The 13608-nt window shown below is 65.2% G+C and carries 14 protein-coding genes; 6 read left to right on the top strand and 8 right to left on the bottom strand.

The genetic code is table 11. The features are described 5' to 3' along the window. Positions 1–3: 3 nt before the first annotated feature. The 7 genes from D1832_RS14205 to D1832_RS14175 form a co-directional block, all read right to left on the bottom strand. Entirely contained in the window at positions 4–1500 is a 1497-nt protein-coding gene (locus tag D1832_RS14205) for an ATP/GTP-binding protein (RefSeq protein WP_118915001.1), read from the bottom strand. Between the two features lie 34 nt (positions 1501–1534). Continuing rightward, positions 1535–3199 (bottom strand): hypothetical protein, encoded by a 1665-nt coding sequence (locus tag D1832_RS14200; protein ID WP_118915000.1) that lies wholly within the window; start codon positions 3197–3199, stop codon positions 1535–1537. Continuing rightward, positions 3196–5007, bottom strand: a complete 1812-nt coding sequence (locus D1832_RS14195; protein WP_118914998.1) for a hypothetical protein — start codon at positions 5005–5007, stop codon at positions 3196–3198. Before D1832_RS14195 ends, D1832_RS14200 begins: the two co-directional genes overlap by 4 nt. A 92-nt stretch (positions 5008–5099) precedes the next feature. After that, positions 5100–5807 (bottom strand): hypothetical protein, encoded by a 708-nt coding sequence (locus tag D1832_RS15180; RefSeq protein WP_147362732.1) that lies wholly within the window; start codon positions 5805–5807, stop codon positions 5100–5102. 34 nt (positions 5808–5841) lie between these two features. Further along, positions 5842–6174 carry a hypothetical protein gene (locus D1832_RS14185; RefSeq protein WP_118914995.1) on the bottom strand — a complete coding sequence of 111 codons (333 nt, stop codon included), beginning with the start codon at positions 6172–6174 and terminating at the stop codon, positions 5842–5844. Between the two features lie 5 nt (positions 6175–6179). Further along, complete coding sequence (locus D1832_RS14180; RefSeq protein WP_147362731.1) at positions 6180–7343, bottom strand: CpaE/TadZ family protein; 1164 nt, start codon at positions 7341–7343, stop codon at positions 6180–6182. Between the two features lie 103 nt (positions 7344–7446). Continuing rightward, positions 7447–7842, bottom strand: coding sequence for a hypothetical protein (locus D1832_RS14175; RefSeq protein ID WP_118914992.1), 396 nt, complete (start codon positions 7840–7842; stop codon positions 7447–7449). 97 nt (positions 7843–7939) lie between these two features. Here D1832_RS14175 and D1832_RS14170 point away from each other — a divergent pair, with 97 nt between their 5' ends. From D1832_RS14170 to D1832_RS14145, 6 genes are all read left to right on the top strand, one after another. Beyond that, on the top strand, positions 7940–8386 hold the full coding sequence (locus tag D1832_RS14170; RefSeq protein ID WP_118914990.1) for a helix-turn-helix domain-containing protein: 447 nt from the start codon (positions 7940–7942) through the stop codon (positions 8384–8386). Positions 8387–8420: 34 nt separating this feature from the next. Next, the gene (locus tag D1832_RS14165; RefSeq protein ID WP_182434812.1) at positions 8421–8831 is read left to right on the top strand and encodes an ImmA/IrrE family metallo-endopeptidase; all 411 of its coding nucleotides are present in this window, start codon (positions 8421–8423) and stop codon (positions 8829–8831) included. A 38-nt stretch (positions 8832–8869) separates the two neighbouring features. Further along, positions 8870–9880 carry a hypothetical protein gene (locus D1832_RS14160; protein WP_147362730.1) on the top strand — a complete coding sequence of 337 codons (1011 nt, stop codon included), beginning with the start codon at positions 8870–8872 and terminating at the stop codon, positions 9878–9880. Continuing rightward, a complete protein-coding gene (locus D1832_RS14155) occupies positions 9871–10716 on the top strand; it encodes an oxygenase MpaB family protein (protein ID WP_118914985.1) in 846 nt (281 codons plus the stop codon). Before D1832_RS14160 ends, D1832_RS14155 begins: the two co-directional genes overlap by 10 nt. A 124-nt stretch (positions 10717–10840) precedes the next feature. Then, positions 10841–11044, top strand: a complete 204-nt coding sequence (locus tag D1832_RS14150) for a hypothetical protein (RefSeq protein ID WP_118914983.1) — start codon at positions 10841–10843, stop codon at positions 11042–11044. 801 nt (positions 11045–11845) lie between these two features. Beyond that, positions 11846–13318 (top strand): hypothetical protein, encoded by a 1473-nt coding sequence (locus D1832_RS14145; RefSeq protein ID WP_147362729.1) that lies wholly within the window; start codon positions 11846–11848, stop codon positions 13316–13318. Here D1832_RS14145 and D1832_RS16045 read toward each other — a convergent pair. Beyond that, on the bottom strand, positions 13315–13440 hold the full coding sequence (locus D1832_RS16045; RefSeq protein WP_274541977.1) for a hypothetical protein: 126 nt from the start codon (positions 13438–13440) through the stop codon (positions 13315–13317). The genes D1832_RS14145 and D1832_RS16045 overlap by 4 nt on opposite strands. Positions 13441–13608 lie beyond the last annotated feature (168 nt).

Genomic DNA, 13608 nt, shown 5'->3' with positions numbered 1-13608 from the left:
GGGTCAGCCCTTCCTCGTCATCGCGATCATCGCGGCGTCGGTGTCGGTCAGGTGCGTTTCGAGGGTCGAGCGAATGTGCTCGATCGGAATCTCGGGGTTGGTGCCGATCTTCAGCAGGTGGTGACCCTCGGGCTGGTTACGCAAGGTGTCGGCCGACTGCGGGTCCAAGCCAAAGTTGGCGATGCACGCTTCGACATCCTCCTCACGCTCCTGACGGAACAGGTGAATCGTCTGCGGCTCCTGGAGCATCTCGCGCCCATCCGCTTCGGCTGCGACCTGGCGGATGTGGTGCATCGCGGTGACCGTGGCGAGTCCCAGACCGCGCGCGAGCAGCTGCTGCGCTTTGAGGGCGCGCCCGATGGGACCGGAAATCATGTCCCAGCCCTCCTCGACACAGAAATACGTCGCCCAGCCGCGCTCCCGGCGGATGCGGCCCAGAGCCCAGGTCTGTGCGATCGCCATGACCATGCCCGCTGCGGGCGAGTTCTCGGGCAACTGTGAAATGTCGAAGCTGGTGAGCTTCGAGTCGAGGTTCACATGCGCCGACGTCGGGCCGTCGAACAGGCCTTCCATCTCTTCGGAGATGGTGCGGTTGAGCACGAAGCGCAGGCCGAGGCCTGCCTCATGCATCCGATCCTGCGCGTTGGGTCGCAGGTCGTCCCATTCGTGGTGTCCGTCCATCCGCCCGCACCGCGCGATGAGGTCGCTCAGGACGGGCACGCGCCCGTTGTTGTCGGCGTCGCGCAACGTCGTCGACAGGGCCACACGCAGAGCCTCGTTCTCCCACTTGGTGAGCGTCTGGCCGTTGTCGGCGCGCTCGATCATGGCGCGGATCAAAGACAGCACCTGGTGTTGGCCGATGACGGCTGTGATGTTGGGATCGAGGACGTTGAGGACCGTGCCGCCCTTGTCGGAGCCGATCAGCATCTTGAACGGCTCGGAGCCGAGGGAGCGCACCAGGTCGCCGTACTCGCCCTCGCCGTTCTGGTCCTTGCGGTCCGCGACGATCACCCGCCGCTTGTGCATGATGATGGGCCTCGCTACGTACACCGTCTTCAGCAGCGACGACTTTCCCGACCCGATGATGCCGAGGATGATGACCGAAGGGCTGGTGATTTCCTTGCGGTGGTAGGCGCTGAAAGGGTCGTGCGCGACCATGCTGCGCGTCAGCTTGTCGTTTCCAATCGCGATCGCATCCGTGTGCGACGGCTGGGCAAGCAGCGCCGGGTTGAGGATGCCGCCCTGCCGAGTCGTGGTCGGTGCGCCCTGGAAGCGGGGGGCGTACGCACCGCGTCGCGCGGCGCGCGGGTTGTTGCGCAGCACCGCGCCGCGCGGGGTGTGAATGTCCAGGCCCGCCCACGCGTTCTCTTGCTCCAGAGTCTCGCTCAGAGCGGTGGCGCCGGTGTTCTTCGGTTTGCGTCGCAGTCCGAAGAGCGTGCCGGAGCGAGTGGGCCCTTCCTGCGTGTCGGAGGTGGGGGTGATTCCAGTGGAATCGCTCATGGGTATGACCGCCTTTCTCGGGGCAGGAAGCGCGTCAGCGCAGGGAGTCGGAGCGGCCCGTGCCAGCCATGCGCTCGAGGATCTTCTGGCCTCGCGTCAGCTGGTAGGGAGCCATGCCGCGAGCAGCGGGGAAGCACGCGGCATGGGCCGCCTGTCCCCAGCCGTCGAGCCAGTCGATATCGGTGATGCCGCACTCGCTCGCGGCCTCTTGGATCAACTCGACCGCTTCGACGAGTTCGCGCTTGGACGGCGCGCTGATCGAGATGTGCATGAGCCACTGGCCACCGTGGTGACCGGAACCGGGCTCGAGGTCGTGCACGCGCGATTGCACCGCCCGCTGTGCGACCTTCAGGTCGTCGCCCACGAGCTGGCCGGCTCGCTGCTGGCTGGTGAGGTCAGCCATGTCGGAGGTGAGGTCCTGCCGCGCGGCCGCGCGGGCGTGCTGAGCCGGGATGGTCTCGAAGTCAATCGAGATGGTGCGGATGATCTTGGCGGGCATCCCCGTCAGGAGCGGCACGAGCCACAAGGGTGTGCGTGGCCCGGTCTCAACGGCGTCGGCGCGGATGACGCCGGTGCGGTGCCACCACTGCTCCGGCTGTCCCAACGGGTTCATGTCCGACACAACGGTGTGGTCCCACAGCGACTCTTCGGCCAGGAAGCAGTCCATCGGGTCCGTGATGTCACCTGCCTGATCGATCGGCCACGACGGCATCTGCATGTGCCGGAACACAGCCGCCGTCTTGCGTGCCGTCAAGGGCGCCTGTGGGCGCAGACCAGCGACCGCCAACCGGCGGTACATCGCCTGGACCTCGTTGTTGAGCAGGACCTTCCAACCGACTGCCCCATCGCCGCGCCGCATCGCCGCCGCGCGGAACTTGGCGTCTTCGGGCCAGCGCCCCACGACGAAGTGTCGCTGCCGGTAGGAGGCATCCATGCGGGTAATGACCTCCTTGTAGGAGATCTGCAGCTGGCGGAACGCCTCGGCCGTCTCATCGGACGCGTCGCGAAGGACCTCATGATCGAGGTTGTCCGCAACCCACGCCTCATGCTCGGCTGAGTCAGCCGGCAGGATGCGGGTGAGGAACTGCGCCGAAGTTTGGCGGGCCTCTCGGTTACCGGCAGCGGCGAGGAAGCCCTGGAAACGGCTCATCAGCTGGTTGACCGTCATGTCGGACTCCAGGCCGCGCACCTGCCCCAGGACAGGAAAGACGACAGAAAAGTACGGCTGCTCGCCCGGTGGGCGGTGCCACGCGATGCCCGCCTCACCCGGTTCGTCCTGCAACCACTGCAGGCCGACGAGACCGTCCGGCCAGTCCCGGTACTGGTTCCATTCCAGCGCCACCGTGTCCCGATCCCTCTTCGTCGCCTGCGCGAATCGTTCGTCGAGGCCAGCGGGGCGTCGAGAGACCGGCACGAAGGTGTTCATACCGCGCTTGGCCTTGTCGTTGAACCGCCGCGTCGTCAGGCGGCGGCTAAACATCGACCCCGCACGCGACGCGTGCTTGTGCGTTGCCAGGTACACCAATCCGACGAGAACCGCCGTCACGGCTGCGCCGATGAGCTGGAACCAGATCGTGATCGCGACCCCGATCGGACCCACGATGAGCAAGCCGATCGTGCGTTCACGATTTCGTTGACCACCGAAGATGGAGCGGCGCGAGGTCTCGCCGCCGATGAAACGCGTGTTGATCGTGCTCATCGCTGTCTCCGATCGCCGTACTGGTGGTTCATCTGCTCCCCCATCTGTTGCTGCACAGCGTCCGCGATGCCCTTGGCCCGGCCGGCCACCTGGCCAGCCTTGCCCGACACCTTCGATGCCGCCGAGACCGCATTGCTGAACCGGGGGACGCCCCCTTGCTGCTTCGGCGAGGCCTTCGTCTGTCCCTGGCTGTTGTGCGCGTACGACGCGCCCAAGGTGCTCGCAGCGGGAACGCTTGCCGCGTGGGAACCCAGAGAGGACGAACTCGAGGTATCCGGGGTGATTCCACTGGAATCGCCCGCATCGGCTCCGCTCGAGTCCTGCCCAGCAAGGTCCGCGAGACCCGAAGCCCCTGACGGCTCCTGCTCGCTCGCGCTAGAAGGTGCCACGCTGCTCGAACCCACACTCATGCCGGGGTCGCTGCCTTGCTCGCCCTGCGCGAGACTGCTCAGCCCCGCCGAGGACGAGTCACCGTCCGCGGAGGCGCTCTCGGATGAGCCGGAAGCGGACCCCGCTGCAGCGTCCGATCCCGTAGCGGACGCCGAACCCGCCAGTGCTCCACCGTTTCCAGCTGTGCCGCCGCTCTCCTGACCCTGCGCGTTGGACTGGCTGGATGCCGCCTCCTGGGCTGCGTCGCCCTGGGCATTCATTCCGCCGTTGATCTTGTCGGCCGCGTCCTTTGTCAGCCCCGCAGCCGCACCGGGAAGACCTCCGGCGGCCGCGCCCTTCTTCGTGGTGTCCAGCCCGCCGCCCGACGACGAGCCGCCACCGCCGCCACTACTTGCCGCAGCGCCTCCAGCAAGACCACCAGCCGCGCCGCCGCCCATCGCGGCTATGCCTGCACCGGCATCCTGCCCAGACCCGCCGCTGCGCGACATCTGTCCGAGCTGGCCGTCAGAGGCGGAGTCGGACCCGGCCCCACCGCGTTGGGTGCGCCCCTGGCCTTTCCCGCCGCCGAGGCTCGGCCCCTCGGTCGAGTTGATCCCGATCGGAGCGAACTTCGTGAGAGCCCAAGGGCCCATTGCCACCATGAACAAGGCCATGATCGCTCCGAGCAGTGACATCAGACGAGTCATCCCCGACCCGGTGTTGCCGTTGCCGAAGATGTTGGCTTTGGTCATCGCCATGACCAGCCCGAGCATGAAGAACACGAGTGGCTGGGATGCCAGAATGCCGACGAAGACGCGCAAGACCTTGAAGGCCGTTTGCCGGTTCTGGCTGCGCACGATCCACGCCCACCCGATCGGGAAGACAGAACCCGACAGGTACAGCGTGACGTACATGAACAGCAGGGTGATCGCGATGAGGATGAAGGCGACGAGCATGACGAGGAACAGGATGATGCTCACGATGTTGCCGCCGACCATGCCCTGAGGGGTGCCCGCGAGGATGATCTTCGTGAGGTGGCCACCCGCGCCGGCCATGCCCTTGTCGCCGCCGCCCCAGTTCACGAGGCCGTCACACATCGCTCCCACCAGGCGGCAAAGCAGGTTGCCGAGGAACGGCCCCATGAGGACGCCGATGAAGTACATCGGCGCGTAGAGCGTTAGGTTGTCGATGAATTCGTCGGTGCCGATCTGGCGTTTGCGGTACGAGCCGATCTCCAGCAGCAGCAGGACGCCGAACAAGATGATGCCCACGGCGAAGCTCACCTTGTACGCCTCGAGGAACCAGCTGACGCTGAAGTCGGGGTGCATCACCTTGACCAGTGCCCCGAACAGGTTCCGCGCGAGGTCCTCGCACGCCTTTTGGACATTGCCCGCGATGTATCCGAGCGGATCGCTCGTGAAACTCGCGATCTTCGTCACGCTGTCCTTTACCTCGCTCGCCTTCTCAACTGTCTTGCTCGCGGCGCAGGTCGCCGGAGAAATCACGCAACCGAGATCGCCAGGGCTGGGCATCAGCACCCTCCTGCGAGGGCGACGCCCTTGGACTCGAGGTCAGAAAGCAGCCGCTCCTTAGCGGCCTCGCCCCGGCCGTACTGTCCCGGCCCGGTTTCGGACATAAACCAGTGGGACCCCTGCTTCTTTAGGAACACCACCTGGGGAAGCTCTCGGGTGACGACGCGGGTATTGCTTTCCTCCACCATTTCGCCGAAAAAGACGACCGTCGCCTCCCCCGCAGGATCGAAGTCAGACACCCAGGCGCGTGAGTGTGCTGTTGAGTAGGTCAACTTCTCATCACCACTTCCTGCATCGTTGACCTTGGTGTAATGCTCCAGGGGCTCCTTCGCCACAAGTTTCGGTCCTACGCTCGAGAGTTGCTGAGCGTCGGTTTCTGTGGTTGTCAGCCAACGCAGTGTGGTTGCCGTGAACTGGATCGCGCCGCGCTTGCTGATCGGCTCGTCGAAGGCGGTAGCGATCGCCGTGGAGGGATCCTTTCCTCCGACACAGCCGTTCGGTCCGTCTGGCTGCGCTCCCCCACTCGAAGTTGTTGGGGTTGAGCCGCTGCTCTTGGGAGGCTGCGTGGTGTTGGCGCCCCGGCCAAGGAAGAAGCCTGCCGCCACGGCGACGAGTCCGATCACGAGGAAGATCGCAGTCCAAGTGAGGATGCGGCGCTTGCTCGATGCTCTCTGTGTGACAGGAGGGGGGGTGAGGTTCTCAGCCATGACGGCAAGCTCCTTCCGGTGGTACGGGTGTAGGTCAGCCGAACAGGGCGAAGAACAGGCTCACGATCGCTCCGAAGGCGATCGTTCCCCCGAACGCGAACGCGGCCTTCTTGGTGTCGGATCGCGCTTCACTCAGTGCCTGCGGGTGCCCGCCGCCCTTGTGATCGCTCATCGCCATGAAGCTCATGAGCAGGCGCGCGGCAGTCCAGATCAGCACCACGGCCCACAGGCCAGCGAAGAGCTTCTTCCAGAGGGTGTTGAATTCGGCTCCGAAAACGGTGAAATTCGGGACAATGCCGGTGAAGGGGTTGTCCATCGCGGGTGCGATAGCGACGAGGTTCTGCGCGATGTGCAGGCTGTTGCTCATGGGAATCAGTTCTCCTTGGGTTCGAACGTGACAGCGTGAAAGTCGTTGATGTTCTTGACGACGGTGGCAATGGCGTGGGTCCATGCCGCGCGGGTTCCGGGCAGCGTGTCGGCTAGGGCGAGTTCCTTCCGGGACGTGAAGATCGGGTCGTAGGGGCAGTCGATGACCTGTACCCGGCCATTGAGTTCGCGGTCGAGCACGGTGTGTGCGGTCTCGACGAGGTCTGCTTCCTCAGGCGCTCCCGTGTGGCCGACGACGACGACGACGGGCAGTCCCTCGAGTGCGCGGTCGAACAGATTGGGCGCGCTGCGTTCGAGGTGGCGCACCGTTTCGACGGCCTTGGCGAACGAGAGGGCGCTGAGCGTGCACGGGATGATCGCTGCGTCCGCTGAGCGCTGAGTCGCGAGGCTCGTCGGTGCGCTCAGGTTGTGGTCGGCGTCTGTGACGGTCACTTGGTAGTAGGTGTCGAGCACCTGTCGGACCTGCCGGACGTCCTGCGGCGTTAGCTGCGGTCGGTAGTTCACCGTTCCGATGACGGCCGCGTGGGAGGTCTGAGGAGCGGTATAGCCCGCGAGGTTGCCCGCTGAGTGGATCATGTCGGTCGCGTTGACCAGTTCGCTCATGCCGCGCCTGGGGGTGCCCTCGGCGCGGAGAGCCAGCCCGCCGGGGTGAATCGTCCCTTCGACGATGCCGACTCCCCCGCCGCGAATGTCGGCCAGGATGCCTCCGGTGAGCAGGGCTGCTGGGGTGCTGCCGTCGCCGCCCTTTGCGGAGATGACGGCGATGTTGACCGCGCGCGTCCACGTCTGCTGGCGGATCGTGGTCTCCCAAGCCTCCAGTTCGATGCGCTGTGCCTCCAATTCGGCCTTGCTGGGGCCGCGACCAACGCCGAGGAAGGCCAGCATGCTCTTCCACGAGCGGCGTGAAGCCGTCGCGCCGCGCGCTTGTTCAGCGTCCTCAGCTGTCAACAACTCTCCCGCCACGATGCGCGGCTCAAGCGGCTCGTGTGACGACACCCTGCTGCCTGGGTTGAGGCTCTCCTCGCTGGTAGCACGATCGTCATCGTCGGTGGAGTCCAAGGGGAACGGGCCAGCTGTCTTCGCGGGGTTGTCGGCATAGGCGGCCACCCGTGACCCGTCAAAGATCGCCCAGGAGTCGGCTTTTGACATGGCTGTTCCTTCCGAGTTTGCGCGGGATTCACTCATTGCGGCCTCCAAGAACCTTCGATGGTGGATGTTTCTAGATGTGCCGCCCTAGGGCGACGAGACGCGGTCAGATCGGTGCTGACTGGCACCTTCGCTGCGGCTCGGTGGTTTGTAGAAAAGTGGAGAGATGCGACTGGGTCTCGTTGAGAAGCGCCTGGCATCGGATGCGGGTTGCTTCGTCAGCTAGCTCAAGGGCGAACGCCGCAAGCTCGGGCAGCCTTGCCGTAGTCAGTTGCGTTGACCAAGCCTGGAACGCGGTCTCGACCCGCGCGCAGGCAGAGGCCAGATCCTCTCGGGAAACGCCCGTGAGGACAGTGCGGTTTTCGGCGCGGGACCAGGAGCAGACCCCTTCGGTCTGAATACCTGCCAGCCCCATTCCGATCGCTAAGGCCGAGAGGCTCGCCCGTTCGGGGGCGTAGGTGATCGAGAGGATGCTGAGACTGCTCGGGGGTGGCTGTGCCATGTCGTCTCCTCGGATTGGCTGTCAGCCACTTTAGCACGCTGCTAGCCATTATTCGTGCCTGCGCTTCGCTGTGCGGGTCCGTGGGTAAACTGGAGGTATGGACACCTTCAGCGCGCGCCTCCAGGCGCTTCACGAGCGTGTGCTGAATCCGGAGACGGGGAAGCCGTGGATGCAGAAGGCCGTCTCCGAGGCGCTACGCGAGCGCGGCGTCGAGATGAGCCCCACCTACTTCAACCAGCTGCTGCGAGGGAAGCGCCAGGCTCCGAGCCTGGAGATCCTTCAAGCTCTAGCGTCCTTCTACGGAGTGTCCCTCTCCTATTTTGATTTGACCGATTCTCAGACCGCAGAATCGGTGCTGCAGCAGTTAGATACCCTCCAACTGCTGCAAGATCACCGCTTCAGGCGTCTGCTGACTCGATCGCATGGTGCGACCGACAATCGTCAGGAGTTGTTGGCGGCGATCGTTGAGGCTCTAGAGGAAGCAGAGAGACAAAACGGTGATTCTGCGTCGACGTCAGGGAACGAGCAGTCCGCAACCGACTGATCTCTGCCCCGAAGACGGACTCACAGACTCGCTCGTGGCCAACGTTTCTCGCCGGTTGGGGCGACAAATAAAAGTGGTCACCATTCCGCTTCCGGTTGGACTGTCTGGAGTGTGGACCTCGACCGAGCAGCAAGAACTTATTGCGCTGGATGCTGCGTCCTCAGCACTCCGCCGTAGAGTCGCGCTCTGTCACGAGATTGCTCACATGGTGCTCGGCCACGGCACTGACCTGGAGGGCAACGACGAGCCCGCCCTCGATATGCTGCGCGGCGCCCTCCCTGACTTGGACCCCCGTCTGATCAGGCAGGCGCTCTTTAGAAGTGGGTGCATCCTGGGTAACCCCGATCAGGAGCTAGAGGCCGAGGCATACGCGACCGAGCTGTTCAGCCATCTGGAGAACGCGCGGCGCGCCCACGCGAACCTGCGCCACAACCGCTTCAACTGATGAGACACCTCGCGGTCATCTTCTGCTTCGCTACTGCCGTGGCTCGCGCCTGGGTGACGTTCGCTGACCGTTCTCGTCCGTTATGGCGAACTTCGCTCACCTACGCCGCGGCGCTGATCTTCCTGTGCGCTCTCATGCGATACGAACTCTCGACATTCGTTGACCGCGCATCTCCCAACCTCACCGAAGCCGTCTCCTACTCGCTCCTGATTCTGTCCGTGGGCATGGCTAACGTCTACCTGGATTCTCTCGTGGACCCTCACCCTTCGTGGTGGGCGTCGCGGCGACACCTCATCGTTTCCGCTGTTCTCGTCGTCGTCATCCTCGGGTCCTGGTCCCAAATTCCGAATGTCCACGATGAGACGGTCCGCCCCGGGGTTAACCGTCTGCCGATGTCGTGGCCTCTCTTGGCGTTCAACCTCGCAGCCTTTGGCTCGCTCTTGCCAGTGGGGGCCAGGGTGATCGCCTTCTGTCGAGGCAAGATCCGAGCAAATGCTGAAGCGGACCATCCTGAACCTGGTGCGCAGGTGGGCCTGACGCTGATACGGACGTTTTCGTTGGTGGGCATGGCTGGTTGTCTGGACGTCTGCATCGTGAGCTTCCTTCGTCTCCCCTCGCGGGAGGCTCTGTCTTCCGACTCCTTCCACTTGGTCTTCCCCCCGCTCGCGAATGCGCTCTGCCTCACAGGATTGACCTCCGGCGTGATTGCCCTCCTCGTGGGCCCTCGTCTTCAGGAGCGCCGGGAGGCCCGGCGGGTCGACCGGCTAGTCTCTCCTCTCTGGTCTCATCTCGTGCATCTACACCCCCATGTGACGCTGGAGGGCCACCACAGCGCCGCGCGGCGGCTCATCGAGGTTCACGACGCGTTGGCTATTCATCGCATTCCAGAGGAAGAGAGTGCCGACATCTACCGGATCGCAACAGCCATCCGCGAAGGAGAGCGGGGGGAAGCCTTGGCGGGCCGGGCGTTGTCGAACCTTGACTCGAGCGATAAGGCGGTGGAACGCCTGGCGGCCGCGTTCAACGAGAGGAAGACTTCATGCATGTGACCCGAAAGCATCGACTCGCGAGACTTCACCAACTCGCGGACGAAGGTCGATGGCACGAGGTATACCGACAGCACATCTTCTTCGAGTTCCCGCATGAAGCACGTCTGGGCTTTCAACTGGCTTTCATGCGACCCTTCTGTGACCCCGAAATGGCGGAAATTCTTGTCTCTGCCGGTCGCATCACGAGCGATGCTCAACACCGTGGCTACGCCACCGCCATTGTTCTCAGTGAGATCATCGCAGAGGGTCCCGAAGGTCCCCGAGGGCGACGGATGCTCGCCCACATGAACAGGCAGCACCACAAGTTTCCGATCACGCCCGAGCAGATGACCTATGTCCTGTCGGCTTTCGTCGTAGCGCCGACGCGTTACATCGAGCGCACTGGATGGCGTCCGGTCGACGAGATCGAGCGGATCGCTGCAGCGCGCTTCTACGACACCCTGGGCAAGCACATGGGGATCAAGACCCGGCACGCCAGTTACGAGGATGCGTGCCGCATCTTTGACGACTACGAGGCCCACCACTTGCGCCCATCCGAGGACACCAAGCTTCTCGGCGAGCAGACCACCTCGTTCCTCGCCACGCGCCTCCCCTGGCCAATTTCAGGAATAGCCGGCCAACTGTTCTCTAGCCAGGTAGGCGACGACATCGTCGCCCAGGCGGTCGGGCTCCCTTCGACCTCTCCCCTCGCACGACGCGTCAGCAACTCCGTGGTGAAAGCTCGCAGGTTCGCCCTATCTCGGCTTCCCGCTCCGCAGCTACCCACCTTCTCTCCGGGCCAGCCCGCAGGCCCCTACCGCACGGGTTACAGCCTGAGCGACGTTGAGGCCGATTGACTGCGGGCAAAGAATCACCCCTATAATTGGCTGTGTCGCTCCGCGACACGCGCATCTATCCGGATTGCGCCCCGTTCATGGCCGCTGAGGGGAGGATGGGCCCATGGCTGCTGCAAGAGGAACCGTGAGTGAGCGCCGCGCCGAGCCGCGCCGCGCGACCGTGATCTATCGCACCAGCCTCGAGCGCCGAGACGAACTGAAGGCTCTAGCGGCGGAACACGGCGTCAGTGTTCAGGTCTACCTTGACTCGGTCTTGTGGAACGAGCCGTTGGGTAAGGACCGGCCCTCGGGCCCGCAACGACAGCAGGAGCTGCCCTTGACGGGTTGATCTGTCGGGGCAATGCCCCGAATACCACGAGAGCCGCCCCTGCCAGGGCGGCTCGTGGTGAAGCAGATGAGAGGCCAGTTCGCAGCTGGTGATCTCTCGATATTCGTCTCCGACCGGCTAAGGAGGAGAGGTGGCTTTGTGCTACCCAGATTAGCAGCACCCGACGCGCCACGTCACGTCTCGATCGCAACTCGCCTCGATGAGGTGTTGTTCGAGGCGGGCGCGTGGTTCGCGATTGACGCCGAGAACCGGCGTGTCCCAGGGGTTTCCGTCGCTTCGCTGGAGCAAGGAAAGACCCTCATAGGTTCTGGGCGTGTCGCAACGCTCGTCGGGCGTCTACGGGCCGGGTTTGCCGTGTTCGACGTGGACGTCGAGGGCGTCATGGGGGAGGCCATCACTGAGCACCTTGCCGCGTGGTGCCGGGATCGCGGTGTGTGGCACGTCGTGCGTCCCTCGGGTGGTAGCTCGGGTCGGCATCACGTGTTCGTGAGCACGCGCAGCGTTGAAGCCGACCTCGCTGATCTGGTGGCGCACACGCGCGCCGCGTGGCGTGTGGGGCGCACGAAGGTCGACTTGCGCCGTGACGTGAGGCCGTTGAGTTGCCCCCATCGCCGTAGCGGGCAGACCCCTGCCGTCGCGGGCGACGTGCGAGCGGCGTTGGCTTCCTTGTGGCAACTCGCCGAGACGATGCCTTCGCCCCCGCCGGCACCACGGCGCCGGATAGCCCGGACGTCTCAGCGGCGCCGCCCGATGCGCCAGGAAGTAGCCGGTGAAATCAGCGGGCGGGAGCAGGAGGCGCGCGTGCCACGCCGGAAGCGACCGCACCGTCCCCTCGAGGACAAGTGGGCGACCTACCTTGCGACCGGCCGACGCCCGGCGTGGAAGCGCGCCGATGAACCGGGCGTGGACGCGTCGAACTCGACGTACGAACTCATGTGCACGGCCTCGATGGTGCGTGCTGGCTGGACACACGAGCAGGCGTGGCAGGCCATCAAGGCCGCTCACCCGGACGCAATGAGCCATGCACGAGAGAGTCGCCAGCGGTGGACACGCTTGGTATGGCGCGATGCCGTAGCCAGTGATGACACCTTCGCCCCGGCTCCAACGATCGACACGGCCGTGTGGGCGGCGACTCAGGAAGCGCGGGCACGCCTTCGTGCGTGTGCGTGGCGTCTGCCGGTGCGCCAGCGCGCGAGCCTGCTCGTGGTCGCTGAGGTCGTGCTGCGGCGCATGGAGACGGCGGGCAGCCTGCGGGTGCCCGTGCCTGAGCGAGATCTCGTTCTCGACACCACGATCCGCGATCGCGCCACGATCCGCCGCTGTCTGCGCCTGCTCGGCCGCGACGTCGGCACCCTGCACCGCGACGCCCTCGACGTCGTGAAGAAGACGTCGACGAGCTTCGAGTTCGAGATCGCCCCCAGTCAGGGTGAGGTGTGCGAAATCCCCCCACCTAGTTTTCACACCCCCTTGCCCAGCGCCCTCCCCGGTGCCCTCACCCTGCACCACTGGCTCACCCTGCGCGCCCTCCCCCACCCCACCCCCACAACGGCAGCCTCCCTGACCTCCCGCCTGCAACGCTGCACCTCGCCCGGGGCCACACCCTCCGCCCATGCCGTGCGCGCCCAGCGCCAGGTCCTCGCTGACCTCCAGTCGCTCGGCCTCGCGCGGTGCGACGCTGAGGGCGGCTGGTCACGGCCCGAGCACCTCCCCCTCACGCCCTCACCGCACGTCGATCATGCCTCCGTCAGAGCACAGGTCGCCCAGGAACGGGCAGCATGGCGCAGCGGGCACCGCAGCCGATGGGAACGTGAGCGGCAGATCGCGCACCGAGAACTACGCGAACGCCACCGGCACTGGTGGGCAGCGTTGCCCCCTGCCCAGCGCCGAGAGCGCCTGCGGGCCCTGGCGACTAGGTTTGATGCCTCCAGCGTGGGTGAGCAGAGCGCCCTGAAGCGTCGTCTGCGCGTGCGTGACCGGGAGCGCGGCATCGACTGTTCGGCGCGTCGTGAGGCGTGGTGGCAGGCACACACCCCGCAGCAGCAGCAAGAGCGCGTAGACGCGCGCCTGCAGCGCTGGCATCGTCTGAGTCATCCCGAGCAGGTTGCACATGCGCGGGCGTGGAGCGAGCACCGTCGTGAGGAGGCTGATGGAGGTCGCGACGGGTGGTCGCGCTGGGGTGATTCCACTGGAATCACCCCAGCGGTCACAGACTTGTCTTCGGGCCGGGGCCTCCCGCGCGGGAGGCCCCGCACTGAGGTGAGGGCACTTCGTTAGCGCCGTGCCTCGCGCAGTTCTCGGATGAGAGTGGCCACGAGGCTTCCGATCATGTCCGGGTCCGAGTCGGCCGGGCCGAGGATGAAAGCAGTCTGTGACTCGTTGACCTTGCCGGGGAGCATCTCAAGCACCGTGATGGCGAGGTCCAACGCCTGTTCGCCCGAAAGGCGGACGTCTGGATGCTGTTTGCGGGCTCTTCACGAACGAGGGTGTAGCGCGGGTCTGAACCCTCCGGCTTCGAGCAGCGACCGAGCGATGTAGTGGGTGAGGTTGCGGAAGCCGAGGGCGGA

It is taken from the genome of Dermacoccus abyssi (assembly GCF_003515945.1).
Classification (GTDB): domain Bacteria; phylum Actinomycetota; class Actinomycetes; order Actinomycetales; family Dermatophilaceae; genus Dermacoccus; species Dermacoccus abyssi.
The sequence above is the reverse complement of the archived record's forward strand: the minus strand, read 5'-3'. Positions and strand labels throughout refer to the sequence as shown.